The organism is Paenibacillus oceani (assembly GCF_014705615.1).
Taxonomy (GTDB): domain Bacteria; phylum Bacillota; class Bacilli; order Paenibacillales; family NBRC-103111; genus Paenibacillus_AB; species Paenibacillus_AB oceani.
This window is the reverse complement of record NZ_JACXJA010000021.1, coordinates 74782-101181: the sequence shown is the minus strand read 5'-3', so window position 1 is coordinate 101181 and position 26400 is coordinate 74782. Positions and strand designations below refer to the sequence as shown.

Below are 26400 nucleotides of genomic sequence, written 5' to 3'. Positions count from 1 at the left end.
CTCTGTCTCAAAGTTAGGCCACGCCCGCTGGTCCATCGGCAAAAGGAAGCCCCCTGTCAAGGGGGCCGCCTTGCCTTAGCCAATAGCAAGCTCGCTTATTTGCCGTGGCACTGTTTATATTTTTTGCCGCTTCCGCACGGACAAGGATCGTTGCGTCCGGTTTTGTCCTCGGCGCGAGCCGGGCGCTTGCCTTCCGCTTCGGCCTTCGGATCGACGGCTTGCCCTTCGGCTACGGCCTGACGCTCCAGGTTCGATTCGACGTGGGCCTTCATGATATACTTGGCCACTTCTTCGCGAATGTTTTCGATCATTTCCTGGAACATCTCGAATCCTTCGAACTGATATTCGCGAAGCGGATCGGTTCCGCCGTAAGCGCGGAGATGAATCCCTTGACGAAGCTGCTCCATCGCGTCGATATGATCCATCCACTTGCTGTCCACCGCACGCAGCAGAACGACTTTCTCGAACTCGCGCATGTTGTCCGGACCGATCTCCTGCTCGCGCTGGTCGTACATCTCTTGAACCAGCTTCTCGATATATTCGATCATTTCCTCGCGTTCCTTGCCCCACAAGGCGTCGGCGCTCAGTTGGTCTTCCTGAAGGAACGTGGAATTCGCATATTCGGCGATCGCCGCCAAATCCCACTCTTCCGGCACTTGATCTTCCGGGGTATGGGCTTTGACGATCCGCTCGATGACCGGCATAATCATGCCGAGCGCGATTTCCTTGATATTATCGTGCTCCAGCACCTCGCGGCGCTGCTTGTAAATAATCTCACGCTGCTGATTCATGACGTCGTCGTACTGAAGGACGACCTTCCGGGTATCGAAGTTATTGCCTTCCACCCGTTTCTGGGCGGACTCGATCGCACGGGTAATCAGCTTGCTCTCGATCGGCTGATCTTCCTCGAATCCGATCCGGTCCATCATGCCCATGATGTTCTCGGCTCCGAAACGGCGCATCAACTCGTCTTCCATCGACAGAAAAAACTGCGAAGAACCCGGGTCGCCTTGACGGCCCGCGCGTCCGCGAAGCTGGTTATCGATCCGCCGGCTCTCGTGACGCTCCGTACCTATAATATGCAAACCGCCGATATCGGCAACTCCATCGCCGAGCACAATATCCGTACCCCGTCCCGCCATGTTGGTGGCGATAGTGACCGAGTTCGGCTGGCCCGCGCGGGATACGATCTCCGCTTCTTCGGCATGGTATTTGGCGTTTAGTACTTTATGCTGTACGCCTTTTTTCTTCAGCATGTCGGACAACCGCTCCGAGTTCTCGATCGATATCGTACCGACGAGTACCGGCTGGCCTTTTTTGTGGCGTTCTACAATCTGATCGACAACCGCTTTGAACTTGCCGTTCACGCTTTTGTATACAGTATCCGGCATATCGTTACGGATCATCGGTTTGTTCGTCGGGATGACGACAACTTCGAGACCGTAAATCTTCTTAAGCTCTTCTTCCTCCGTCTTCGCCGTACCCGTCATCCCGGCCAGCTTGCGGTACATCCGGAAGTAGTTTTGCAGCGTAATGGTGGCGAGCGTCATGCTCTCGTTCTGCACCTTCATCTGCTCTTTGGCTTCGATCGCTTGATGCAGACCGTCGCTGTAACGGCGGCCCACCATAAGGCGTCCGGTAAACTCGTCCACGATAATAACCTCATCGTCCTGGACGACATAGTCTACGTCGCGTTTCATGATAACGTGAGCTTTCAGCGCTTGGGAGATATGATGGTTCAAGGTGACGTTCGCATGATCGTACAAGTTCTCGATGCCGAACATCTTCTCCGCTTTTGCCGCGCCGGCTTCGGTAAGGTTGACCGATCTCACCTTGATATCAACTGTATAATCCTCTTCGGGAGCCAGCCGGCTTACGAACCGGTCGGCCGCATAATACAAGTCCGTGGACTTGGCAGCTTGTCCGGATATAATAAGCGGGGTCCGCGCTTCGTCGACAAGGATCGAATCGACCTCGTCAATCACCGCATAATAAAGCGGACGCTGCACCATCTGCTCTTTGTAGAGCACCATGTTGTCGCGCAAATAGTCGAAGCCGAACTCGTTGTTCGTTCCGTACGTAATGTCGCAGGCGTATGCCGCTTGTTTCTGCGAATGGGACAGGCTGTTCAGGTTGACGCCAACGGTCATGCCCAGAAACTCGTACACTTTCCCCATCTCATTGCTGTCCCGCTGGGCCAAATAATCGTTGACCGTAACGACATGGACGCCTTTGCCGAGCAAGGCATTCAAATAAACCGGCAGCGTACCGACCAGCGTTTTCCCTTCACCCGTCCGCATCTCCGCGATTTTGCCCTCATGAAGCGCCATCCCTCCGATCAGCTGCACATCGTAGTGACGTTTGCCCAGCGCTCTCCATGACCCTTCGCGTACGACCGCGAAAGCTTCTGGAAGAAGCTCGTTTAATTCAGTTCCGGCTTCGATCTTGGATCTGAATTCCGCCGTTTTGTTGCGAAGCTCGTCGTCAGACAGTGCCTTGATCTGAGGCTCCATCTCGTTGATCATCTCTACCGTTCGCATCAACCGCTTAATCTCGCGATCGTTCGAATCGCCAAATATCTTTTTTACGAGTCCCAGCATGCGAGAACCCCTTTCGCTATACGTAGTCCGTCGGACGGAACAAACGAATTTTTTGTAGCATCGAATCCATGAAGCTTTAAAAAACCTTCGTGCCGCTGCAATCAGGCAAAGCGCCGTAAAGGTCCTTAATAATCGTTCCGTGTTTCAGACGAGACAATCGTTCCGAATGTTACAGGATAACGTCCTTTTTCACGACAAACCGTTTGCATAAATTGTAACAGTTAACGCAAGCCGCCGCAACAACAGGCTTGTACCGACGGGCCCTGATCGGGTTACGAAATGATCGGCATTGCCATAGATTGGATGACCCACAGCATCGACACCAAAAAAGCGATTAGCCCGAAATAGGCGATTCCGTATCTCAGACGGGTTGTTGGGGGAACTTCATAGTACGTATCATTTTCATGAGTATCGCCCTGCACCTGCAAAAATATGACAAGCTTCGGCTCTTCCTCTTCGTCCGTCTTTTTGAAGACCCGAACGACTTCCACCTTACGGATTTGCGATTGTCCTTGCAAGTCTGCCGTATGCTCCAGACCAAGTCCTTCCCATTTCACATGAAGCTGCTGCACGCCGTTCTCAATCGTACTGGAGGTGCTGAACGGAAGCTCTCTTCGGTGCTCTTCTCCCGGGATAAAATAACCGGCCTCCAGTAAAGGAGCGAGCGAGGTTTCCCAGCGCACCGTATATTGGACAGGCGACGTCTTGACCCGCTTGATATACTTCTTATATAAATCGTAGGCGAACAAAACCCAGAATATCGCCAGTATCCAGGCGTTCAAGTAAAAGATAAGCAGCGCTCCGCCGACAAGCCCTACAATCCACAGCCATCTGCTAAGCGCCGAAGCAATTCTCCCGCCGTCCATCGGCTGCATCGGAAGCAAATTAAACAAATTTAAAATAAACCCGATCTTGGCGATGACGATCCATACATACCATCCAGTTCCGCCGCCCGCCTGAATGCCGAGCCAGCCGATGACGTAGGCCGCCGTAGCGCCTAACGTACCGATCAGCGGACCTCCATACGCGATATAAGCCTCCGTTACGGCATCCCGCGGATTCCGCTTTAGCATAATCATCGCCCCGAGAAAAGGAATAAAAAACGGTGCACTCACCGGAAGACCCTTGCGCTTGGCTGCGACTATGTGTCCCATCTCGTGAATAAGGATCATCCCCACCAGACCTGCCGCCACCTGGAACGGGAACACGATCGTATAGGCCCATACGGTGACGAGCATGCTGATGATGGCTGTGCCGAACTTGCTGAATTTGAATAAGGCGAGCAGCGTCTTGCCTTTGCTCAGAATAAACAGCCCCGCGGCTCCCAAAAGCCACCAGCCGTTGCGTTTGGCCGGCTTGTTGTCCAATGTACCAACCTCCCTGCGGCTACTTCACTCACCGCTACTTTCATTTTTAATGGTGCTGACCGTAATGACGTTAGACCTTACGTTAGGTTAGCGTCCCCCGGATTCGGTTTCTTCGTGCTGGTTATTAGATTCTTATACGCAGAAAAGCCTGATCCGTTTCAGGATCAGGCGGGTTATAAACGTTATGGATGCCGTTCGTTACTATGTGTTAGGCTTCAGTTCGGCTCGATGAGACCGTACTTGCCGTCGTTTCTCCGGTAAACCACATTCACTTCCTTAGAGTCAGCATTAGCGAATACGAAGAAGCTATGACCGACCATGTTCATTTGCAAGATCGCTTCCTCTACGTCCATCGGCTTCAGATTGAAGCGCTTCGTGCGAACCAGTTCCAGATCTTCGTCTTCCTCGTCCAGTTTCACTGCCGTCGAGCCGTCATAACTTTCTCTGAACAATGTACGAATACCGTCTCCCCGGAATTTGCGGTTTACTTTCGTTTTATGCTTGCGGATTTGGCGCTCGAGCTTCTCGGTAACCAAATCGATCGAGGCGTACATATCCTCGTTCTTAACCTCAGCTCTCAGCAGCACTCCAGGCAACGGAATCGTTACTTCTACCGTTTGCATGTTTTTGGCTACGCTGAGCGTGACGTTCACGTCAGAGGTGGGAGCAGCTTCGAAATACTTTTCCAGCCTTCCGATCTTTTTAGCAGCGTACTCTTTTAGTGCGTCGGTGGGCAGCAGGTTTTGACCGCGAATGGTAAAGTTCATTGTTCAACAGCTCCTTTCATACTTCTACTATATCATATTAAGGAGCCTACTTCAAAAAAACTTTACAATAATTCAAAATAATTAAACAATTCTGATTATTGTTGTTGCACAATGTTCACACCTTAAAAAGTGGAAAATTCATGCAAAAAAGACACCCCGGTTTCCCGGGGCATCTTCGCTGCTAGCGTATATATTCAATCGCGGCTGACAGCCGGTTGATTATAATTTGATGACGTTAGCTGCTTGCGGACCGCGTGCGCCTTCCACGATGTCGAATTCTACGGCTTGGCCTTCTTCCAAAGTCTTGAAGCCGTCCGATTGGATTGCCGAGAAGTGAACGAATACGTCTCCGCCGTCTTCGCGCTCGATGAATCCATAACCTTTTTCTGCGTTAAACCATTTTACTTTACCTTGCATGCAAAACATTCCCTTCATCTTCAAATAGCTGCGGGCCTTGCCCACACCCTGACTATACCACCAGCCCTGCCGAATGTCAACGTGAAAGCGCAATCTTTCTCTCCCAGCCTTGCCCAATTCTCGCTTGCCCGAATTGCACGAAAATTTGGCTATTTACAAGAAATACACATTATGAAAGCTTGTTTTCATTAGTTATTCACAGAGTTATGCACATTATCCACAGGGTAGTTATTCAGTTGTGCACAGGAGAAAATACAAATGGAAGGGGCAGATGCACTTGAAAAAGCTGCTTGGGTGCACCCCTGCTTCAATTGTTTTATATTAACGAGATAGACCGAATTTTGCCGCAGCCTGCTGCTCCAATAAAAAATAAAAACACTGCATAACCATGCAGCGCTCATCATCGTACTTTTTTACTTTTTTTTATCAAACATGAACGGATCCATTACATAATCCGCCTCGTAGGTAGCTTTTTGTTTTTTAGCCAAATTCATTCTGGTTATACCGCTCTGGTTCTCAACCTGGATTTCGGATATTCTCGCTGTGATTATTGAATCTTTTTCAAGCAAAGTGGTCACCCGGTTACGATGCAATGATGCTTGGTCCGGGGTAATCGTTAATTCCATCAGTTGCTTGATCAATGCCTGTCGTTGCTCAATAAAGTCCTCTAACTCTTCCTGCTTGGCGAATTGTAAGGACCCTAAGAGTTGCTCCGTGATAATCTCCAGCTTCCCAATCAAACTATCCATGTTGAATTCCGCTTCTTTGGCTGTTTACGATTTTGGCGGCTTGAATCCACGTTTCCTTGAACTCCTGCAGGTAACCGAGAACCTCTTCGAGCGGCTCGATTTCTTTTTTGGTATTGGCTTGAATCAATCGGTAAATTAAATAATCGTATAGACGCAACAAGTCTTTCGCGATTGGCAAAGATTGATCCAAGGTAATCACAAACTCACTAATGATATCCTGAACCTTAAAAATATGATTGTGGGCGGCGGTAATATCGTTTTTGCGAATATCCTCTATGCTTAGTTTGCAGAAACGTATCGCCCCATCACAAAGCATAACGAGAAGCTGTGCGGGAGAAGCTGTCTGAATCGAATTTTCTAGATACTTATTCGGCTGTGATTGAATCATGGATGTCCCTCCTCATTCCCTCGTTACTGGCTCTTGCCAGTGCCAAACGCGTTTGCCAAATAGGCCGATTGGGAGTTGTACCGATTAAGCGCAGCTTCCATTGCAGCAAATTTTTTATAATAATTATCTTCCATCGTTCTGAGCTTCTTGTCCATTTGGTCAAGCTGTTTATTTACTTCGAGGAGCCTTGTGCTCACTATACTCTGATCAAACGAAGTCGTATTGGGAGCACCCGCTTTCTCGATCAGTTCATCAAGGCCATCCTTCAGCCGGGCGTACATCCGATTGGCAATGCCGCCTTTGGCCCCATCCTCGCCTTCACTTATTGGTTGTGTGAATAACGTCTGGACCGCTTCAAGGTTATTCTCGATGGCAGCACGCAGCTTCGTTTCGTCCTTGATGACTAGCTTCCCTTTTTCCGTATAATCTCCGGTGTCAATTCCGATCGACGCTAGGGACTTGATGGTCGAATGCCCGGTATCAACAGTTCCAGTAACGGCGAAGCGCAAATCTGTGACCAGGTTGGCCAATATGGAATCATTACGCAGCATCCCGCTCTTGGCCAGCTTCTCCCACTGCTCGATCTGCTTTTCGGACATGGTTTCTTTTTGTGCATCTGTCAAAGGGAGGTAGTCACGATTTCTTTTTTCAGAAAGCTTGTCCTGCGTTTGCTTCAGAAAATCGTTATATTCGGTAACAAAAGTTTTAATGGCTTCGACAACCTCATCGACCTTTGTTTTGGGCTCGATCGTGGCTTCTGTGCCGCCAGCCTTTTTAAGCGTAATCTCAATACCATTTACGGCAAACGTGTTGCTAGTGCGGGTAGTTACCAGGCCGTTGATTGTGACTTCTGCGTCATTGGCCGCTTTCGCATTATCCGGCTTGATTTGCATAACCTCTTCTAATAACTTACCCTCTGTATCCTTGAAATCAATCTTACCTTCATTTAGACCCTCGACAAGTCCTGTCTGCTTCGCCATAAAAGACAGTTGTCTCTTGCTTTCGTCGTAATAGGCCGTTACATTCGTTTTCTGATTGATCTTGGCGATAACGTCATTCAACGACTCTTTGCTTGTATCGATTACGATTTCTTCGCTGCCGTTGATCTTAAACTTGTATGTTGTTTGTAGCGGTGCGCCGTTAAGAAGATTATCCTTTTGTTCGGCCAGAGGCTTTGTCCGGTCAAATTCCTTTTTTGCAACTTCGGCATCGCTAAAGTTGGATGCAGCGGTTGCCAGCTTTTGAACAGAGATCGTGACATTGCTGTTCATCGTGGAAGCAGTCGCCTTGGCTGATACCGCTTCCGAATCCCCGGAAACCGTTACTTCCTTTTTATTAAAGGTACCTTCTAACCGGAATTTAAATAACTTATTGTTACGATAATCGGTTAATTTAAGATTCGTATCCCGGTACTCGTCTCTAGACCACTCAAACGTTTGTCTCTTTTGGTCCAAAGCATCATACTTCACACGCTGGGCCTTCATTAACTCTTTTACAGTATTATCTACATCAAATCCACTCAGTCCAGCCACTCGTAATGGCATTATTATCACCTACTTTCAATAGTTAAGCTCTCTTGTCTACCAATATACCAGCCATTTCCCATAGTTTCGCGACAAAATCCAGCATCTTTTCCGGAGGAATTTCCCTGACAACCTTCCCGGTATCGCGTTCTAACACTTTCACCATAATTTGGTTGGTGCTTTTGTGAATCGAGAAATCCAATACTGTTGCAGGTCCCTGTACCGCTTGTACAGCTCTATCGATGGCCATAATAAGCTGCTCTTCACTGATCGAGATATGTTCTCCTTGTAATTCCGCCTTCTTAAGCTCTTGTGCATTCTGAATCGTGTTGGTCATATCGCTTCCTAAAGACGGGATCTTGGGATAACTTCCCCCTATTGGTTGATTTTCCATGAAAATCCCTCCGTATAACATTCCTATAGGGTATATATCGGAGGAAGCAGGACTATTTATTAGTTGAATTTAAGTGATTGCTAGTTTTTGATTAAAACTGCCATATAGGCCATGGTTGTATACTCATTTTGGGCTAATAATTTATAGGCATGGTTAAGGAATAGCTTATTATGTTCAACTGTTTTTGAAAACGACTGGATCAATGCTATAACGTGATCAATCGAGAACTCCTCTTTGTGATAACGCGCCATCCCAATCAGATTCATTTTTATCAATGCAAAATGGAGAACCATGCGGATATATTCCTCAAACATATCTTTACTTCCGGACAGAGGAAACATATTCTTAAATACATAATTAACCAGATAGTTTTCTAGTATATACTCGTGATCTTTCATAAACGGGTTATAGTAGTTCTCGTATGCATCCAGATATCTTTCTGCAATTTCCTCAACCTTGTCAGATAACTTGTATTCAATACCGTTTAAAAACGCTCCAAAACATTTAAAGTATCGTTGGCTGTTAATACCGGAGAAAAACCGCTCATCAGCTAGCTCTTTCAGGAGTTCCATTTGTATCGCCGTATTTGACGGAATCTCACGAATTGTGGACTGCAGAGATTCCTCCTCGATGATCGTCATAAAATTAGCTATTGTTTGCTCAATAGAATCGATTTGACCTTTTTTCACGATCTCGGCAAGCTTCTGATAAAAAAATCCGAGAATAACCAGTCGATCAGCCACCGAGTATTTTCGATTTTGCAGCACTTGGATCGTGAAAATACGTAGCTCCCAGAAGTAATGCTCCAACTTGGTCTTAGCGGATGCACTGAAGTTTATGACTTTGCTAAGATTGACTTTATTATCAACCTCTTCTTCCACTTCATCAAATTCAATTCCGTCCGGGTTAAGCAATGCAAGTCTGGCAGCCTCCGGACAGGACATCGTGGCCGATCGCTCTACGCCCCCATTTACTATATTAGAAATACGAGGATACGTTGAGCACACAGTAGAAAGATAATCTTCTCCCTTTCTCAACTGCATGGAACACAATTTTTCTTCATTTAAGAAAGGACACAAGTTGTCCCCCACCGGCTTGATTTTGGCATAAGTATGATCCGTTGGGTTGGACCTATTTCTGGTTACGTTCTTATCTACAATACGTTTTAAATCCGGTTCCTTAATCGTTGTGTACTTTTTGTAAGTTTCTTTATCGAGGTCAACTCTCCAGCCCGCACAGCAAGTATCTTCACAAGCTGATCCGATGCAACTGAACTTTCTCATATAACTAGGAACAAGAACTACGCTTTTCTTTCCCATTATTTATCCCCTCGCTCGTGTTAGCAGAATAGTCTCTTCTTAGTATATCGGACATCTCTCCATTTTTTTGTAGACACGATTTTTTAAAAAAATATCCAAAACAAAAAAAGAACGGGCTCCCAGTAGGAAAGCCCGCTCCAATTTTGATGTTGTCTTCGATTAACGAAGCAATTGCAGTACGCCTTGCGGCTGTTGGTTGGCTTGAGCCAGCATCGCTTGTGCAGCTTGGGAAAGAATGTTGTTCTTCGTGAAGTCCATCATTTCTTTCGCCATGTCTACATCGCGGATCCGGGACTCGGAAGCCGTCAGGTTTTCTGCGGAAGTTCCGAGGTTGCTGATCGTGTGCTCCAAGCGGTTTTGGTATGCACCAAGCTTGGAACGCTCAGCAGATACGGTTTCCAGAGCGTTGTTAACAACAGTGATCGCCGTTTGAGCACCTTTGCTAGTGGAAACATCAACGTCTTGGATGCGAAGAGCTTGCGAACCCATGTCGTTTACGTCTACATTCAGCGTTTGGCTTTCATTGGCACCAATTTGCATGGACAGGGACGTGTCCGAAGCGGCGTTTTGCGCTTTTTGCGTTTCGCTGAAGCTTCCGAACATTTTGTTGAAGTTGGCTACTTTCGTAGTGTCCGTTCCGGATTTTTGTGCGTTGAAGGACAGGTTGGAAATGTCTTTATCCAGTCCGTCAGCACCAGCCACCTTGAACTGACCGTTAGCATCCAACGAGATCGTTGCGCCTTTGAAAGCATCCAGACCGCGCAGTGCGTTCATGATCGAACCTACTGTCGAGTCAGCTTTTACAGTAACCTCGGCTTGGAAAGCATTTCCGTTTTGCGTACCGGAAATTTTAATTACGTTACCTTCAGTCAAGCCAAGCTTGTTGCCATCTACATCAGTCAGCTGAGTAAGCTTTGTGGATGTGTCAAGCGTGTTGTCTACTGCATCGGTACCATTTGTTTCGGTGTTAGCAACAGCTGCGCTGACGCTTGCCGATACTGCTGCGGCGCCGAAGAGCGTCGTAGCTCCAGTGCCTGTTGCTCCATCCGCAATTTTAAAGTTATTCGCTGCTGCATTTGAAGTTAGAACGAGGTTATTTGCACCCGAGCCCGCTGTTACTTCCTTCGTGCTTACAGTAATTGCGTTATCACCAAAAGCTTGATTCAATTGATTTTGGATTGCCTTTACAATCGCATCACGAGAAGATTCCTTATTAGTTACACCAGCGGTGGTTGTGTTGATTCCATCTTCATAAGAAAGATCAATGGTAACCGTTTTATTGCCAAGAGTAACATCAAACTTTCTATCACTAGCTGTTGTTGCTAAGTCAATACCACCCTTGATATCTGTAGCCGCTGTTGCATCAATTGTCCCGCTTCTTCCGGTATAGCCAATTGCGCTAAGAGCGCTTTGCAGCTTGGAGGTTGGGTCAGATACTTTTACATTTGACGATGTACCTATTGCAGTAGAAGTAAATTGAATTTTGCCATCAACAAGGCTAGCAGTTACTTTGCCTACAAGATCTTTATCGGAATTGATTTGGTTGTTTATTTCCGATACCAGATCTGCTTTATTGGCATAGTTTCCGGCGGCAAGCGTAATTGTTTTGGCGTCTCCACCATTCACGCTAATTGCGAGTTGGTCATTAGCGCCTTTCGTTATAACTGTTCCTTGCTTCACTTGCATTGTAGAACTGGTACCTGCGAGCTTCACGTTAGCGGATTGAGTAACATCAGTACCTGCAATAGCTGAGCCAAAGAGGTTCGTGTGACCGGAACCAGCTGCAGGTGCAACTAAAGCGAACTTAACAGATCCAACATTGTTGGTCAGAGTAATTCGTCCGCTTCCATCATCTCCAACCGATATAGCTCCCTTACCAACTTGTGCATCGAGTGCCGCTTGAATGGAGTCTTTCACTTGCTGGAATGTGTAGTTTTGCCCTGCTACCAATTTAGACGTAGCCGTACCGTGTGCGACCAAGTCTATCTCAATTTTCGCAGCGCCTTCTTTGTTACCCAACTCAATTGCAAATTTAGCATCTGCTGCAAGCAAACCAGTAATACCACCGGACATATCTTTCGAAGCACGAAGCGAAACTTGTTTATTATCGAATCCCATCGCAGCAAGAGCGGACTGATCAGCGTCTACTGTACCTGCTGCGAGTACAACAGTATTGGCCTCACCAGTGGAAGCTGTGGAAATTTTAAGTGTACCTTCGGATGTTAACGAGAAGACACCTTGATTAAACTCGTTAGCATACTCTGTACCAAAAGCTGATTTCACAGCGGAGTTTAACTGTTGAACAAAATCTGCTTTTGTGTAACCAGCCGGTGAACTTTGTGCAATCGTAACATCTTTAGCTGTACCGTTTATAGTTAATGAGAAAGTATCGTTCACACCTGTTTGAATAATCGTTCTATCAGCAAGAGCCGCGCCCGCAGTTTCAGAAGCACCAGTTCCAGACACACCATTAACAGCATCGCTGATTGCTACTTCAACGCCTGCAGAAATAGTGCCGCCTGTACCAGCTGTATCCAAAACATCAAACTTATTCGAGTTAGCTACAGTACCTTGAGCCGTCTTAGCAGCAGACAAGCTACCGTTCAACAATTTCTTAGTGTTGAACTCAGTCGTGCTAGCAATCCGGTCTACTTCGGATTTCAACTGAGAAACTTCTTTTTGCAGTTCTGCGCGGTCAGCATCTGTCGAAGTGTCGTTCGCTGCTTGTACAGCAAGCTCGCGCATACGTTGCAGAATGTTATGAGTCGTGCTCAAAGCACCCTCAGCCGTTTGGATCAACGAGATGGAGTCTTGCGAGTTGCGGCTAGCTTGCTCCAAACCACGGATTTGTCCGCGCATTTTCTCGGAGATTGCGAGACCTGCAGCGTCGTCGCCTGCACGGTTGATACGCAGACCCGAAGACAGCTTCTCAAGCGATTTGCTAGTTGCAGCAGTGTTGTTGGTCATCTGACGATGTGTGTTCAGAGACGCAATGTTGTGATTAATTCTCATTGTTTTTCTTCCTCCTTGAAAGGTATCCCCACATCCTTGTGGGAGCTCGGTCTTACTGTTTGCCAGGTCGGCCGCCCGGACAATACAGCGCCTGATTTATATATCGGAAGGAACTGTTACTTATGTTCATGTCAAATTCAAACAAAAACAGCCGATAATCGACAATTATCAGCTGTTTTCCCCGTCTATTCGAGATTCATCTATCGTTTTCTCCATTTTTCTCCGGTTTCTTCATCCATTGACTCAACTTATCGACAAGTCCGACGGATTGTGTCGCTTCCCGGTTCGATACTTGGATCATCTCATATATTTCGCTGCGATAAATTTGCACTTGCTGCGGTGCTTTGATCCCGATTTTCACCGCATCTCCTTCACTACCCAGGACGACGACCTCGATCGTATCCCCGATCATAATAGACTCGCCCTTTTTACGTGTTAATACGAGCATGTGCATCCCCCTCTTCAGCTGTTGCAGCCGTTTCAGCTTTTACATGCAGAGGATGCTGGGTCGAGTAGCCGCTGCCATGCAGAATACATTGCCGCCCAAGACGCTTGCTGCCGTTAATCAGCACCGGAGCCATCAAATTTAAGGTGGAATGGGCCAGCTCCTCTCGGACCGAGACGATCGCCCATATGGTAAGCTCCTGCCCCTCGATGATCTGAAGCTGCTGCTGTACTTCCTCCGGCACATCGAATTCGTACTCCGGATAAAATAGAAAAGGATCAGTTAGCACGAACGCGGTGTTCCCGTCATCAACAGCCTGCAAAAAGGAGAAGGGAAGCTCCGGATCCGGTGTCAGCACGGTAAACCTATGCAAGTTCTCAAATCCCGGCAAGCCGTGTTCAAACGTGAGAATACTGTCTTCCCGGATCTCAATTTCGCCAAATTGCAATGTTTGTATCTTCATCATCCATCTCACACTCCTACAGGTTCGGAAACTACAAAAAAACTATAGTCGTTACCCTATAGTTTATACGTTCCTATACTCTTGTATCAAACGCAGGAGGAGTTATTTCCACCTTGTTGTACTGCAGCATGTAAATATCCAGCTTTCCTCTGTAGTAGTCGACCTGCGGAGGATTCAGTTGCGCTCGTGAATGGACGGGACTTGGCGTAATGTTAATTTCTGGCCTGCGGGCCGTATAAGAGATGTCCACGTTGTCGAAGGAGGCCTCGCCGGCATACACCATCTCGGGGAAGCTTACTCTTACGTCCATGGCGAGTTCCGGTATAGCATCGGCTTTCGATTTATGGATCGCCGCCATACGGTTCCCATCTTCAACAATTCTGGCGGTTCCCTTCATCGCGAGTTCGCGGGCTTGCCCGTAAATCCGATGCATAACCTCCAAAATGTTAGTTCGGGACAAAGCATCCCACGCCCGGCTCTGGTCGATCTTCAGCTCGCCTTGAGGCTGTCTCATCTCTACTTTAGCCTGCGGCTGTTCGAGCTCGAGTGTGGGCCTGGGCTGCTTCATTTCATAACGGCCAAGATCCGCATCGATGCCAAGCTTGGCATACTGCTGCGATATTTGGATTTGGGGAATCGAGGGCACCGATGCTTCACTCCTTTATCAGGATGCTGTTATTACCTCAGAAAGTCGACCAGGCTCGGCTGAATCAGCTTGGATCCGGCAGATAGGGAAGCTTGGTATACATTCTCGTTCATTTTGAGATTCGTAATGACGATGGCCATGTCGGCATCTTCGGTCTTGGACTGCAGCTCCTGCACGTTAAGACCGATATCCTTTAACCGGTTCTCTGCAAGCTGAATCCGGTTTGTTTTGGCTCCGATATCCGCACGGATGTCCAGCATTTTGGTCATGCGGGAATCGATCTTGCCGATAAGTGCGCTAACTTCTTTATGATCCCCGTTCGTAAGCGCCTCCGATATTTCTCCGAAGATCGCAAACATATTGTCTTCATCCGTAGGCAGTCCGAACACTTGATTGCCTGTTACATTAATCGGCAGCTTGACGCCTACTCCGATCTCGAACTGGATCGCTCCATCATCTGTAACCTGGTTCTTGGCGTCCTCCAGCGTATACGGCTGCAGATCCGTCTTTTGTCCGTTAAACACGCGTTTGCCATTAAACTCACTGTTGGAGACATCCACCATCTGCTCGTACAGCTGCTTGACTTCCTGATTCATGATATCGAGAGCTTGCTGCGGATTTGTTCCGTTCGCTGCGCTAACTGCCATCTCACGCAGCTTATGAACCACACTGCCCGCCTGATCCATCAGCGTATCGGTAAACGTAATCCAGGAAAGCGCCGCATCCACGTTGGACTGATATTGGTCGTTGGCAGACAGCTCGCTCCGATATCTCATAGCAAAGCTGATTCCTACCGGATCGTCCGACGGTTTATTGATTTGTCGCCCTGTGGACAATTGATTCTGATAAACTTCGGAACGCAGCAGATTATTGTTTAAATTACGCAGCAATTGAGAGTTCATCATGTTCTGGGTTACTCGAAAACTCATCAGGGCCCTCCTTCTCAAACGTAATGAAAACCGGGTAGGTCAATCTTATCGACCGACGACTCCCATGCCGTTGATCACTTTATCCAATATTTCATCCTGTACGGTTAGTGCTCGTGCAGCCGCATTATAAGCATGCTGGAATTTGATCATATTGGTCATTTCTTCATCCATTGAAACGCCGCTGACGGACTGACGACGGGATTCCACTTGCTCGACTAATATTTTCTGGTTCGTCGCTTGACGATGCGCTTCCTGTGTCTGAACCCCTAACTGGCCGACAACGGCGCGGAAAAACTCATCCAGAGTACCCCCGTTAAGTGCAACGGTCTCCGTGGAATTTGCCATAAAGTCGAACCGATTGGAACGCAACCCTGCAGCCAACAAGGCCAGATCATTATTCCCTTTGACCACTTTCACCTTATTATCGGCAGGGTCTAGATACGTTCTCATAGAAGAAGAAATATTCTCTACGTTATTAACAATGTCTGGATTTACGCTAATATTACCGGCCGTGATATTGTTGCTGCCGTCGTTTGTTTGAAAGAAGACGCCCCCCTGCTTAGCCTCTCCATTGGATAAAGCATAGCCTAAGCTGTGGAGCCCGTTAAAACCTCTAACCGTGACTTTGGTCGGCTCGGCTAATGTACGGTTGGCTATGCTTCCTGTGTAGGTGGTGCCATTAAGGACGGTACCTGCGGGAATAACAGCTCCCGCCGGAAGAGTAACCTCCGTCTCTCCTTCAACGAGAGTCTTGATCATTGCGTTCAATTCATTACTGTAGCTGGCGACATACCCGTCCCGCGACAAAATCATCCCGTACACTTCTCCGCTCGCCAAATCCCGGCTCGTGTAGGCTTGTTCCATAGTCTCAGCTGTAAACTGAGTCACCGCTTCCCGACCATTAACCAGCTCGATATTTCCCATCCGAACGTTGTACCCGCTGTCAGTCTCCGTAACATTCACGTTGATGATCTTGGACAAGTCGTCGAGCAGCACATCCCGCTGGTCTCTTAGATCGTTGGCGTCATTCCCCAGTCCCTCGACACGATATATCTCCTCGTTTAACTGTGCAATTTGCTGCACCATCGTATTCGTCTGAGTAACTTTTACATTGATATTGTCCGTTAAATCGGAAGATAAATCGGATAGCTGTTTGGATGTATGGTTAAAAGCATCGCCTAGAGCGATCGCGCTTTCCTTAACAACCGACCGTGCCGTTAAATTCTCCGGATTTTTGCTAAGCTCTTGCCACGAATTCCAGAAATTCTCGATGACTTGCCGAATTCCCGTATCTGTGGGTTCATTAATAATCGCTTCAATTTTCTCAAGTGTATCATTGCGAACGGTCCACTCTCCGAGGGATTTGTTCTCGTTGTAGTACTGCCCGTCCAAGAACCGTTCACGAATCCGGGTAATCGAAGTGAACTCTACACCTTGACCGCTTTGGCCAGGAATAGTTGTTCTCATCATTCCGATCGCTTCCATCGGCTTAGCTGCCACGAGGTTCACTACTTGTCTCGAGTACCCTCTCGTATTCGCGTTCGCCACATTATGCCCCGTCGTCGTCAGAGCCGCTTGGTGGGAGAATAGGCTGCGTTTGGATATTTCTATTCCGCCGAATGTAGATCTCATTGCCGTTTCCTCTTTTCGTCGGTGGTATGACGTTTATGCTTTCTGATCGAACATCGGTCTTGCCTGGTAAGTGTGCTGCTCCTGCTGTGGATGCTGGTAGACGACGTCCTGGTTATCCGAGCCTACGAACACGTCGATCGAATAGTTAATATAAGCGAGCGACTGTTCGACCAGTTGCATGTTCAGCTCGTTCTCCTGCTTAATCTCGCCAATGAGCCGGACCAGCTCCTGCTGCCGTGCAACAAGCGCTTCCTTCTCTTCCAGCCTGGTTACGATCTTGCTGAGCGTGCTGACGGTAATCGCACCCGTGACGTACATCTTTCTTGAGCGCATGTAAGCAAGCACCGCTTCCGTTCGTTCCGCATCCAGTTGCTCCACACGTTTCGTCCACTTGTTTTCTTTCTGGGTCATCTGCATCAGACGTTCCACATCGTTATGCACGATCGCTTCCCGCTTGTGCCGGCTGAGCTCGAGCAAGAGCCGATGTACTTCTATCAGTTGATCCAAGCTTTGAAGGATCGCTTCCATGTCTATCGCTCACCCGCTCTCCTGCTACTTGATAAAGGGAAACAGCTTCTCTGCAATATGGCCTGCTTCCACATAATAAGTGCCGGTCGAAACCGACTGTTTCAAATGATCAAGCTTTTGGCTGCGCAGCGCGGCTTCAGCCGTCCCTTTAGCGTCCAGCAGCTCCTGCGCTTCCGGAGAGATCTGAACCGCATCCTTCTGCATCTCCCGCTTGCCCTTTATATCTGCCGGTCTCGCTTCGTGCTTCGCGTACGGATTGGCCGCGCCGACCCGCTGGATACCGTTAATTTTCATTGGGATCACCTGCTCTCTTCGTTCCATTCAACTCCGACGATGCTAATATCGAGTATATCGGATTACTGGGTTTGATTGTTTATAGCTGTGCAAATGTTTTCTGGGCATCCGCAAGCAGCATCATTTTCCGAATTTGTCCCGGTCTTTCATATAAGTGCTGCCGAAGCCGAAATGGTTGTTCCTGTCCGTTCTCCGCCGCTCATCCTCATGAAGGTGCCTTACATCCTTAGACAGCTTGCTTCGGCAATTGTCGCATATCGAGCCGTCTTTAATCAGCTCCCCACAGGATTCGCAAGGCAGCATCAAATTCGGGGCATCCTTCGCTCCGATCCGTCCTTCGCGGATAAATCGGGTGATCAGGCGTACCGATACGCCCGTTCCCTCGCTTAACTCATATAACGTGCTATCGCGGTTTTTGCGCAGAAACTCCACGCATTTCCGGTAATGGTCTTCAATTTCTCTTATACAAGCCGGACAAATATTATAGCTGTTATTAACAAATACTTTCCCGCACTGCGGACAATTGGATAAATTCACAACGCAGCCCCTCTTTCTCTATAGTCAAAAATCGGCTCCGCTCTCCTGATCCTTCTATCTATGCTCCGGTCATCTGGCCCAAGTCAAACCGTACACGTTCGCTTCCAGCCGGCTGCAAATGGTGTCGGCGCAATAATGCAGCGTGCTTCCTGTCGTGTACACATCGTCTACGATTACTATGTTTATCGGCGAATCGAGCGGTTTTTTTAATAACAGATTTATCGAGGAGATTTCGGGCGAAAAGACGTCCTTCAAATCGGTCAGCCGCTCCGAGCGCGACTTGCCGCTTTGCTTGACCGTGTCCCGGTTGCGTCTTAGAAGCGGTACGACCGGAACGCTCAGCCGTTCGCCGAGTCTGGCGGCAAGCTGGGCCGCCTGGTTAAACCCGCGGTCGTACAGTCTCGCCTCGCTCACCGGAACGTAGGTGACGGCATGTGGAGCGCCTGAACGGGTAAAGTCCCACTCATGCCGCTTATAAGTCGCGTATAGCATCGTGGCGAACAGATCGCTTAACCGTTCATTTTTGCGGTATTTGTAGGCGGCGAGCCATTCTTTCATCTCGGCGTCGTATCGGACCGCGCTCCTGCTCAGCTGCAGCGACGCCGCTCCCCATCGCACACAGTCGGGGCAACGCTCCGCCCGCCCGCATTTTACACATCGAATCGTTTCAATCCACGGTATGCGGCTGTAGCACCTGTTGCATACGTTCAAGGACGGTACCGCATACGACTTCACAGGACAATTGCAATAAGCGCAAGGACGAGTGGGTGTTCCCAGCCAAGCTTCCCCTGAGCGGATCAACCGGGACATAAGCTGTTTCCAATGAACCATAGTCGAACACTCCCATTAAAAAATTTAATCGTTCGAAAAAAACAAGAAACACCTCCATCGGCGAGAGGTGCTTCCTCACAGCTTCAACTGCATATTAGGGATGCTCCAACAAGTACCCCTTCCGCTTCGCCAGCCGATTCATCTGCCGGATTTGCCGGATCGCACGCGCTTGCGATTGGGTATGTGCCGCAGCAGCGAAAAACACCCTTCCGTTCGGATCGTCCTTCGACCGGCCGGCTCTTCCAGCCATCTGTACGAGTGCCGCAGAATCGAAGGTTCCGGAGTCGGCTTCCAGAATGAAAACATCGGTTCGCGGAACCGTCACGCCCCGCTCCAGAATCGTGGTCGTCACCAGCAGGCGAATGTTCCCTTGGCGAAAATTCGTAACCTTGTCCGCCCTGTGCGGATCTTGAGAGGACGTTCCTTCGACGCTGCAGCCGGGAAACTGTCTGCGGAGCACCTCCACCGTCGGTTCCACCTCACGAATTTTCGGCACGAAAACGAACAATTGCGCCCCCCTGTCGATCGATCGCTGCAATGCCGTTTTTAGATTCGAAGGCAAGCGTCCCTTCCAGCCTGACATCACCTTGATCATCAATATGCGGGGGACAGGAAGAGGATGCCGGTGAAAACGGACCGGTACTTTCACATGTTCCAGCCGGCCCTGTTCGGCGTCGCGAATAAAACCCGCCGGCGGTGTCGCCGACAGCAGCACGTAAGCTCCGTCAGACGTACACACCCGTTGCGCGGCTGCCTGAAGCATGGGATTATTGTGGTAAGGAAAGGCGTCTATTTCATCGATAATAACCAGATCGAAGCTTCGATAAAATCGCAGCAGCTGGTGCGTAGTGGACAGCGTAATCTCCCCCTGATCCCAGCGCTCCTCACTCCCCCCATATAACGTCACGACAGACCGGTCCGGAAACGCCCGCTTCAGCCTTGGCTGGAGCTCCAGCACGACGTCGCGCCGGGGTGTGGCGATCAGCACCTTCCTCCCCCTGTGCAGCTCGTAGTCGATAAACGGGAAGATCATCTCGGTCTTCCCCGCTCCGGTCACCGCCCAGATCAGGAAACGGCCGGGCTCCCTCCTGTTGCCCCCAGCCAGAAACGCCAGACCCTGCCGCGCCGCTTCAGTCTGTGCCGGACTGAGTCCCCATTTTGCGATCGTACTGTCCCGATCTGCCTGTCCCTCCAAGGAGCCCCTTGTATCCTCTCTATCAACAGACAAGCCATACAACAGCAACGAGCATGTCTGCATCCGTCCCATCGTCAGGCATTCCTCGCAGTACACGCACGGACCGCTGCAATGGATACAGTCCGCCGGATACATCTTCTCATTACCTGTCCCGCATCGGCAGCAGCGGTAATGCAGCTCCGGCCTGGACCAGGGAAACTGCCGCCGTCTCTCCCGCTCTACGCCCCCGGTCAGTTTCAGCCGTCCTCTCAAGTATGCGGCCTGCACATAGCTCGTCCACTGCGATAAAGCCTTTTGAAGCCCGTGATGGTCCAGAAAACGGAGAAGCTCCTCTTTGGAGAAACAACGCCCCGCCAATAACCTCTCCATCCTTACTAACTCCTCCAGGCCCAGTACAGGACACTCCACACGGTTTGCCCGGTACGCTTCAAACGAAATCGTACGAAGTCGAAGCTCACCAGCCTGAAACCCATACGCTCTGCACGTTGCGGCTATTCGCTGCATCGAGCTTTGCAGACTGTTCGTGCCGTCCAACTCTCTCAGCAGCGCCCACGCCTCCCCTAAAGACAAAACTGGTTCCAACAGGTGGAGGGATACTTTCCCGCCATACTGTTCGAACCAGTAGGTACAATCCGTATTCCATTCAAGCGATATTCGCCATTCCAGCCCCGGACCGACGGAGGCCCCATACAATCGAACCTTCACCCATGCCCCTCCATACCGCCTGTAAGCGGTTAACTATTGATATAACGGAATATGTTGAAGCTCCTTCGTATTGCTAAGCCGCACGAGCACCACTTCTTCGCTCTCATAACGGGCGATCCATTCGTCGAGCTGAGCGTCGCCGCCCCATTCCATAATCTCCAACTGATTCGGCCGGGATTCAGCGAGCCGTTCCGCTATGGCCAAGGTGTCGTCTTCGGATCGTTCATCCATCACCACGACATGAATGTCCCTGGCTTTCATTTTGGATACGAACAACAGCGTCCGTAGATACCATTCGATATGCATCGCATTGTTTCTGGTAAGAAGTACGTAATGAATCGGTCTCCGATGTTCCGATCGAAACCAGGCACGACTCAGATGAACCATGGCGATTGCCAAACCGTACGCCCCGAAAATCGACAGCAACCCGACAATCATAGCGGCTCCCTCCCTTACAGCCATTATATGCCACTATGATGTCCATGGTTCCTCCGCGCCTGATTCGTTTTAAAGGGTAACCCACCCGTTTTTGATTGCGATAATAACCGCTTGGGTCCGGTCTTCCACTTCCATTTTTTGCAGAATGCTGCTCACGTGATTTTTAACCGTCTTTTCGCTAATGAACAACATTTCGCCGATCGATTTGTTGCTTTTGCCTTCCGCCAGCAAACGCAGCACTTCAGCTTCGCGCCGCGTAAGCGGGCTGTTCGGCTGATGAATATATTTGACTCCGGCTTCCTTCGGACTCTGGTCTCCGCCGCCTATGCCGGCCGGATCGAGATAAGTCATTCTCCGGAGCTGGTTGATCAGCTTGCCCGTTACCTTCGGATGTATGTACGCATGGCCTGCTACAACCGACCGGATCGCATTGATCAGCGATTCGGCCTCCATGTCTTTAAGCAGATAACCGGACGCCCCTTTGCGAAGCGTCTCAAACACGTAGCTTTCATCGTCATGGATCGACAAGATAACGACCTTGATTTCCGGGAAAAACTCTTTCAGCCTCTCCGTCGCGACAACACCGTTCTCAATCGGCATATTGATGTCCATCAAGACCACATCGGGACGCAGCGAATTGCACAGCTCTACAACTTGAATCCCGTCGCCGCATTCACCGACTACTTCGAAATCTTTCTCCATATTTAAGATGCGTTTGACGCCTTCCCGCAGCAGTTGATGATCGTCGGCGATGACGATCTGTACGTTACGTTTCAATTCCATACCGCTTACTCCTCTCTTTGCTCTAAACCGATCGGAATGATCATCGTGAGCTTCGCGCCGGCACCCGGCTCGGATTCGATATCCATCCGTCCTTCCAGAAGCTCGACACGCTCCCGCATCCCCATAATGCCGAAATGCGAGCTTCCTTTTACGATCTTTACTTCCAGCTTATCGAGCGCAAACCCGACTCCGTTATCTTTTACGACTACTTTCACCATTTGCCTCTGATATGTAATTTCCACATTCACCCGGGTAGCCTTGGAGTGCTTCCACACGTTAGCTAATGCTTCCTGAATTAATCGGAATACAGCCACTTCCATTGCGGAGGGAAGTCTCGTCTCCACCCCGGCCACATCGAAGCGGACATGAATATAGGTGCGATCCTCGAAGTCCTGAATATATTTGCGAAGCGTTGGAATGAGCCCCAAATCGTCAAGCGCCATAGGCCGCAGGTTAAAAATGATTTTGCGCACTTCCTCCAGGCCGAGCCGTACGGCTCCCTTCAGATCCTTAAGCTCATCCTTCACCGAGCCATATTCCTCGCGGTCGATCATACGTTCTGCAATTTCGGAACGAAGTACCATATGGGCCATCGCTTGCGCAGGTCCGTCATGAATTTCCCGGGCGATCCGCTTGCGCTCCTCCTCCTGGGCGAGGATAATTTTCAGGCCAAGCAGCTGCCGGTTTTTGGCTGATTCGAGGATACGGGTCACCTGATTCAAATCACCTGACAAATACTGGAGCACAACGTTCATTTGACTGACAAGCGCTTCGGCGCGTTCTATCGTTTTATCGGAATTTCGGATCCGTTTTTGCAGCTCATCTCTTCTCGCTCTCAAGTGATGCTCTTTTTCCCGGGCCATAATAAGCTGGAGCTGCATCTGCGTGGCTGCCTCATAAGCAACCCGAATGTCTTCCTCCTTGAAACGGTGGAAGTCCCGGCTCACTTCCGTAAGACGGATGCGGGAACGTTTATATTCCACTTCGAGCTTGTCTACTTGGTCAATGGTGTGAGAGACTTCTTCCATCACCTGGTGAAGTTCCTTGTTTAGCGCCTCCCACTCGTTACGGGCGCTTTCGCAAATCTCAAACATTTGATATTTGCTTGATTCCATGACACCAATCGCATTTTTAATGACTTTGTCGATCGCGTCGAATTGCAAGCTAACCCGTGCCCCTTTACCCATTTTTTGACCCTGAATCCTATACTACCATATTTCGACCGGTTTGGAGTGGATAATTGGCCCTAATTTAACGGTACAGGAGGTTTACCTTGCCCTTGCGAGCCATAGCGAAATCGGGCTTTTTTCCCTCCCTGTGGGCAGGCTGCGCAAGATGATTATCATGCTTTGGAAAGCCCGCCTCCGCTAATCAGTTAAAGCGAAGGCGGCTTCCAGGCTACCGCTCAAGTACGAATGAATCCATCAGATCATTTCCTAACAAAAGCCTTTTATTGCAGCGTAACCGAACGAGTCATCTCGTCCCATGTCACTTTCCAGCCCATATTCTCGGCGATAATCCGCAGCGGCACCATCGTCCGCTCCGTCATCAAGACCGGCGGCACTTCCGCCGTAATCCGTTCTCCATCGGCAATGAGGTCTTTCTTATCCAGCCACAACTCGATGAGATGGTTGTCTTTCATAATCACTACTTTACGCTCCTCGTCGACCCAGGTCAATTTTCCTCCCATCGCTTCCACTACAAAGCGGACCGGTACGAGCGTATTTCCTTCGACAATGACAGGCGCTTGATCCAATTGAAGCTCGGCTCCGTTCACCGTCAACGACTTCTGGTCGATCGTCAGCTTCACCGTGTTTTTCGATGGCTCGGTCTGGTTGGCATAATGGAACGTGAAGTCGTCGAACAAGATTTGCCCTTTCATCCCGCGCCCGCTATGCCCGTTTTCCGGATTGGCCACATAGATCCTGTTCACGGTGATCGGATACGTCAGGTTGTGTTTTTTCAGATCCGCGCTAACGACTTTCCAGTCCGTGAAGTCGGTATTCTCCGTCAAGCTGATCAGCTTGGGCAGGCCGCCGGAGCTATCCTGAATTTCCGCACGAATCCAGTTGCGGCTGTTGTCACCCTTTACTTTCAGGCTGAGCGACTCCGGACTTCCTTCAATCCTCAGACCGCCCATGAAGGTAGCGTAAGCGACTGTCGTTTTCGTTCCTTGGGTAAAATCGTATTGGAGGGCGAGCGCCTTGTTGGCAGACGCTCCTGCACCTTCGGTCACCTTGTATACGGTACCGGTTACGCCTTCCGTCGACGAAAAGGAAATCGGCGTAGCACCTTCAAACGATTCCACGATCCGCTGGTCCGCGATCGGAAGGGTCAGCATGGCGGAAAATCCGTCATACCGGGCAATCATCCGGCCTTCCTTCACGTTAGGATCGATACTGTCTACAGTCAGCCGGTCCCCTTCCATCCGTCCTTTGAACCCGATAAACTCCCATTGGAGCGCGTCGGCCGGAACACTGCCGGTTTTGCCGGATTTGGAGGTCGCTTTCACCGTCATTTTATAGATCGAGTTCCGCAGCAGCGCCGTGGAAGAGGCGTCGATTTTCAAGCTGGCAATATCTTCGCCGCCAATTACCTCGATATCCAGACTCTCCGCGGCTTGTCCCACTTTGGCGGTCAGCGTAGCTTTGCCGGTTGCCTTGGCTGTAAATGTGCTTCCCTCAAACGTCCCGATCGGCTGCGACGCCGTCCATATCGGCGATAACCGCTCGGGGTCCAGCGGGTTGTAAAACACATCGTACGCTTTCTCAATGCCGTACGTTGCTTTTTGCCCGATAAACAAAGCTGTCGGGCCTTGAAGGCTCATGCCTTTAGCTTCCCCTTCAGGTGACAACGAATAAACACCGATTCCGTTGACTACAGGCCGCTCGTATCCGACATCGGTTAGCAGCGTCGTATGGAAATCGCCGAGCTTCCGTGTCACCATCTGGGTCGAACCGCCACCGTCCAGGTTCATTCCTTTCCACACGCCAATTTTGATCATCAGCTGCTGCAATTCGGCCAGTGTCGCTCCTGCGCTTGAACCGCCCTCATCCAAAGTGATCAGATACACGTAACGCTCGTCCTTGGAGTAACCGATCGCTGTCCGCGCTCGGTTGTACTTTTCATCCACCCCGCCCCGGGAAAAAGCGGTCGGCTGTCCCTGATCCACCAGTATGGTATGTCCGCCGATCATCGTTTTAAACCCGCCGACATCATACGATTTGCCCGGGTCCTGTGCGAACATCTTGTAATCGGCCACGATGGGGTCCCCGACCTTCAAATGCTGACGGACGAATTCGTCGGCTTTGCCTGATGCTCGGAGAATATATCCGTCCTCGGGAGGCATCATGTCCAAAATACCGGTTGGCTTAATCTCTACAACTCTATTGTTGCGCACCAGCACTTCGGTCGGTACCGTCGTCCCGTCGTTAGAGCGGTTGACGTCTCCCCAGGCGCTCGTATACATATACAGTCCATCGATCAGGCTGTGTACGCCCTCCTGATGAATGCCGTCATCTTCATACCAGTAATAGGTTTTGTTTATTCCGCCAAGCGGATAGGAGGCGCCGTCTCTCGCTATCATTTTTCCTTGGAAAGCAAAAAGATCGATAACCGGTTTGTTTTCTTTCGTGAGCGCAAACGAGTACCAGCCCGGCATGTCAATGGTCGTCGACTGCAGCTTGCCATCCGTGATCTGCGGCCCCATCGGAACCCCGTCCGCCTGCATATTGAAGAAATCGCCATTCACCGCCGCCGTAGCTTCCGTTTCGTTGGCCATTTTCCGTACACTTTGTTTTTTGGTATATTTCCCTCCCGTACCGACGATCGTGTCGAGCTTGACGTACGGATTTTGCAAGTCTACTTCTACGACATTCGCTTTCACCGTTACCGGCTTTTTGGCTCTATCAAAACTCCAGACATATTTTCGCAAAATAGCGCCATACGTAAGCGGGTCCTGCGTTACCATCGTGACTTGGGAATCAGCGGCCGATGCGGCCTGTAGGGTAGGAGGGGTAAACAACGGGTGCACCGCAATCGTAGCGGCCAGCACAAGTGCCGTCCAACCTTTGAATCTCTTGCTTTTCTTCTGCCTGTTGTCTTTGAGCTCTAGCAATTTGAATCTCCTCTCCGAATCTCTCTATCTCTCTCCATAATTGTTGCATAACAATATAGACTCCGTTTTTCCCCAAAAAGTTACGTAGGACCGGACGGATCACGATGTTTTTAGAGAGATTGAACTAGAGAGACTGTCGAACCTACCCGAATCTCCTATACCATTCGGGCCTATAGAACGATTTATGGGGTATTTTCCGAGCAACTCTATGATTTTTTTGGAAGGGGTTCTAATGGATTTGGGAGATATGCCTACAAAGGCGACAGAAGTTGTTGAGATGGAGATTTGGAGGGAGCGGACGATCGAATTAGGTTTACGCTT

The 26400-nt window shown here is 49.6% G+C and carries 24 protein-coding genes and 1 pseudogene; all 25 read right to left on the bottom strand.

The window, feature by feature from the left end; all coding sequences use genetic code 11:
- Window positions 1–95: 95 nt before the first annotated feature.
- On the bottom strand, window positions 96–2600 hold the full coding sequence (gene secA / locus IDH45_RS16775; RefSeq protein ID WP_190929274.1) for a preprotein translocase subunit SecA: 2505 nt from the start codon (window positions 2598–2600) through the stop codon (window positions 96–98).
- Window positions 2601–2872: 272 nt separating this feature from the next.
- Window positions 2873–3967: a site-2 protease family protein gene (locus tag IDH45_RS16770; RefSeq protein WP_190929273.1), complete on the bottom strand. Its 1095-nt coding sequence runs from the start codon at window positions 3965–3967 to the stop codon at window positions 2873–2875.
- Window positions 3968–4182: 215 nt separating this feature from the next.
- A complete protein-coding gene (gene hpf / locus IDH45_RS16765; RefSeq protein WP_190929272.1) occupies window positions 4183–4734 on the bottom strand; it encodes a ribosome hibernation-promoting factor, HPF/YfiA family in 552 nt (183 codons plus the stop codon).
- A 219-nt stretch (window positions 4735–4953) separates the two neighbouring features.
- The gene (locus IDH45_RS16760; protein ID WP_131016797.1) at window positions 4954–5151 is read right to left on the bottom strand and encodes a cold shock domain-containing protein; all 198 of its coding nucleotides are present in this window, start codon (window positions 5149–5151) and stop codon (window positions 4954–4956) included.
- A 413-nt stretch (window positions 5152–5564) separates the two neighbouring features.
- Window positions 5565–5900: a hypothetical protein gene (locus IDH45_RS16755; RefSeq protein ID WP_190929271.1), complete on the bottom strand. Its 336-nt coding sequence runs from the start codon at window positions 5898–5900 to the stop codon at window positions 5565–5567.
- The gene (gene fliS, locus IDH45_RS16750) at window positions 5893–6288 is read right to left on the bottom strand and encodes a flagellar export chaperone FliS (protein WP_190929270.1); all 396 of its coding nucleotides are present in this window, start codon (window positions 6286–6288) and stop codon (window positions 5893–5895) included. The genes IDH45_RS16755 and fliS overlap by 8 nt, the downstream gene beginning before the upstream one ends.
- A 23-nt stretch (window positions 6289–6311) precedes the next feature.
- Window positions 6312–7832, bottom strand: a complete 1521-nt coding sequence (fliD, locus tag IDH45_RS16745; RefSeq protein ID WP_190929269.1) for a flagellar filament capping protein FliD — start codon at window positions 7830–7832, stop codon at window positions 6312–6314.
- Between the two features lie 22 nt (window positions 7833–7854).
- The gene (locus IDH45_RS16740) at window positions 7855–8205 is read right to left on the bottom strand and encodes a flagellar protein FlaG (RefSeq protein ID WP_223836721.1); all 351 of its coding nucleotides are present in this window, start codon (window positions 8203–8205) and stop codon (window positions 7855–7857) included.
- An 80-nt stretch (window positions 8206–8285) separates the two neighbouring features.
- Window positions 8286–9524, bottom strand: coding sequence for a flagellin lysine-N-methylase (fliB, locus tag IDH45_RS16735; RefSeq protein ID WP_190929268.1), 1239 nt, complete (start codon window positions 9522–9524; stop codon window positions 8286–8288).
- 159 nt (window positions 9525–9683) lie between these two features.
- Window positions 9684–10013, bottom strand: a complete 330-nt coding sequence (locus tag IDH45_RS35430; RefSeq protein ID WP_317891226.1) for a flagellin — start codon at window positions 10011–10013, stop codon at window positions 9684–9686.
- 2105 nt (window positions 10014–12118) lie between these two features.
- Window positions 12119–12536: pseudogene (locus IDH45_RS35425) on the bottom strand (flagellin N-terminal helical domain-containing protein); the annotation flags it as partial.
- A 196-nt stretch (window positions 12537–12732) separates the two neighbouring features.
- Complete coding sequence (csrA, locus tag IDH45_RS16720) at window positions 12733–12984, bottom strand: carbon storage regulator CsrA (protein WP_190929267.1); 252 nt, start codon at window positions 12982–12984, stop codon at window positions 12733–12735.
- Window positions 12965–13447 carry a flagellar assembly protein FliW gene (gene fliW / locus IDH45_RS16715; protein ID WP_190929266.1) on the bottom strand — a complete coding sequence of 161 codons (483 nt, stop codon included), beginning with the start codon at window positions 13445–13447 and terminating at the stop codon, window positions 12965–12967. The genes csrA and fliW overlap by 20 nt, the downstream gene beginning before the upstream one ends.
- A 70-nt stretch (window positions 13448–13517) precedes the next feature.
- The gene (locus IDH45_RS16710) at window positions 13518–14090 is read right to left on the bottom strand and encodes a DUF6470 family protein (protein WP_317891225.1); all 573 of its coding nucleotides are present in this window, start codon (window positions 14088–14090) and stop codon (window positions 13518–13520) included.
- A 32-nt stretch (window positions 14091–14122) separates the two neighbouring features.
- Window positions 14123–15019, bottom strand: a complete 897-nt coding sequence (flgL, locus tag IDH45_RS16705; protein ID WP_190929265.1) for a flagellar hook-associated protein FlgL — start codon at window positions 15017–15019, stop codon at window positions 14123–14125.
- A gap of 45 nt (window positions 15020–15064) precedes the next feature.
- Window positions 15065–16651 (bottom strand): flagellar hook-associated protein FlgK, encoded by a 1587-nt coding sequence (gene flgK / locus IDH45_RS16700; protein WP_190929264.1) that lies wholly within the window; start codon window positions 16649–16651, stop codon window positions 15065–15067.
- 33 nt (window positions 16652–16684) lie between these two features.
- Window positions 16685–17179 (bottom strand): flagellar protein FlgN, encoded by a 495-nt coding sequence (locus tag IDH45_RS16695; protein ID WP_190929263.1) that lies wholly within the window; start codon window positions 17177–17179, stop codon window positions 16685–16687.
- A gap of 24 nt (window positions 17180–17203) precedes the next feature.
- On the bottom strand, window positions 17204–17473 hold the full coding sequence (gene flgM, locus IDH45_RS16690; RefSeq protein ID WP_190929262.1) for a flagellar biosynthesis anti-sigma factor FlgM: 270 nt from the start codon (window positions 17471–17473) through the stop codon (window positions 17204–17206).
- Window positions 17474–17593: 120 nt separating this feature from the next.
- Window positions 17594–18010, bottom strand: coding sequence for a TIGR03826 family flagellar region protein (locus IDH45_RS16685; protein ID WP_190929261.1), 417 nt, complete (start codon window positions 18008–18010; stop codon window positions 17594–17596).
- 69 nt (window positions 18011–18079) lie between these two features.
- Window positions 18080–18841 (bottom strand): ComF family protein, encoded by a 762-nt coding sequence (locus tag IDH45_RS16680; protein ID WP_190929260.1) that lies wholly within the window; start codon window positions 18839–18841, stop codon window positions 18080–18082.
- A gap of 94 nt (window positions 18842–18935) precedes the next feature.
- Window positions 18936–20741, bottom strand: a complete 1806-nt coding sequence (locus tag IDH45_RS16675; RefSeq protein WP_317891224.1) for a DEAD/DEAH box helicase — start codon at window positions 20739–20741, stop codon at window positions 18936–18938.
- Between the two features lie 33 nt (window positions 20742–20774).
- Complete coding sequence (locus IDH45_RS16670; RefSeq protein WP_190929259.1) at window positions 20775–21179, bottom strand: glycosyltransferase family A protein; 405 nt, start codon at window positions 21177–21179, stop codon at window positions 20775–20777.
- Window positions 21180–21248: 69 nt separating this feature from the next.
- A complete protein-coding gene (locus IDH45_RS16665) occupies window positions 21249–21962 on the bottom strand; it encodes a response regulator (protein WP_190929258.1) in 714 nt (237 codons plus the stop codon).
- 5 nt (window positions 21963–21967) lie between these two features.
- Window positions 21968–23149: a sensor histidine kinase gene (locus tag IDH45_RS16660; protein WP_190929257.1), complete on the bottom strand. Its 1182-nt coding sequence runs from the start codon at window positions 23147–23149 to the stop codon at window positions 21968–21970.
- A 263-nt stretch (window positions 23150–23412) separates the two neighbouring features.
- On the bottom strand, window positions 23413–26079 hold the full coding sequence (locus tag IDH45_RS16655) for a stalk domain-containing protein (protein ID WP_190929256.1): 2667 nt from the start codon (window positions 26077–26079) through the stop codon (window positions 23413–23415).
- Window positions 26080–26400: the final 321 nt, after the last annotated feature.

Coding starts and splice junctions, on each gene's coding strand:
- hpf (WP_190929272.1), bottom strand. CDS start 4,734: ATGAACTTTACCATTCGCGGTCAAAACCTGCTGCCCACCGACGCACTA.
- flgK (WP_190929264.1), bottom strand. CDS start 16,651: ATGAGATCTACATTCGGCGGAATAGAAATATCCAAACGCAGCCTATTC.
- secA (WP_190929274.1), bottom strand. CDS start 2,600: ATGCTGGGACTCGTAAAAAAGATATTTGGCGATTCGAACGATCGCGAG.
- IDH45_RS16670 (WP_190929259.1), bottom strand. CDS start 21,179: ATGATTGTCGGGTTGCTGTCGATTTTCGGGGCGTACGGTTTGGCAATC.
- fliB (WP_190929268.1), bottom strand. CDS start 9,524: ATGGGAAAGAAAAGCGTAGTTCTTGTTCCTAGTTATATGAGAAAGTTC.
- fliW (WP_190929266.1), bottom strand. CDS start 13,447: ATGATGAAGATACAAACATTGCAATTTGGCGAAATTGAGATCCGGGAA.
- csrA (WP_190929267.1), bottom strand. CDS start 12,984: ATGCTCGTATTAACACGTAAAAAGGGCGAGTCTATTATGATCGGGGAT.
- IDH45_RS35430 (WP_317891226.1), bottom strand. CDS start 10,013: ATGGGTTCGCAAGCTCTTCGCATCCAAGACGTTGATGTTTCCACTAGC.
- IDH45_RS16660 (WP_190929257.1), bottom strand. CDS start 23,149: ATGGGTAAAGGGGCACGGGTTAGCTTGCAATTCGACGCGATCGACAAA.
- flgL (WP_190929265.1), bottom strand. CDS start 15,019: ATGAGTTTTCGAGTAACCCAGAACATGATGAACTCTCAATTGCTGCGT.
- IDH45_RS16680 (WP_190929260.1), bottom strand. CDS start 18,841: ATGGTTCATTGGAAACAGCTTATGTCCCGGTTGATCCGCTCAGGGGAA.
- fliS (WP_190929270.1), bottom strand. CDS start 6,288: ATGATTCAATCACAGCCGAATAAGTATCTAGAAAATTCGATTCAGACA.
- IDH45_RS16695 (WP_190929263.1), bottom strand. CDS start 17,179: ATGGAAGCGATCCTTCAAAGCTTGGATCAACTGATAGAAGTACATCGG.
- IDH45_RS16760 (WP_131016797.1), bottom strand. CDS start 5,151: ATGCAAGGTAAAGTAAAATGGTTTAACGCAGAAAAAGGTTATGGATTC.
- flgM (WP_190929262.1), bottom strand. CDS start 17,473: ATGAAAATTAACGGTATCCAGCGGGTCGGCGCGGCCAATCCGTACGCG.
- IDH45_RS16740 (WP_223836721.1), bottom strand. CDS start 8,205: ATGGAAAATCAACCAATAGGGGGAAGTTATCCCAAGATCCCGTCTTTA.
- IDH45_RS16755 (WP_190929271.1), bottom strand. CDS start 5,900: ATGGATAGTTTGATTGGGAAGCTGGAGATTATCACGGAGCAACTCTTA.
- IDH45_RS16665 (WP_190929258.1), bottom strand. CDS start 21,962: ATGGAATTGAAACGTAACGTACAGATCGTCATCGCCGACGATCATCAA.
- fliD (WP_190929269.1), bottom strand. CDS start 7,832: ATGCCATTACGAGTGGCTGGACTGAGTGGATTTGATGTAGATAATACT.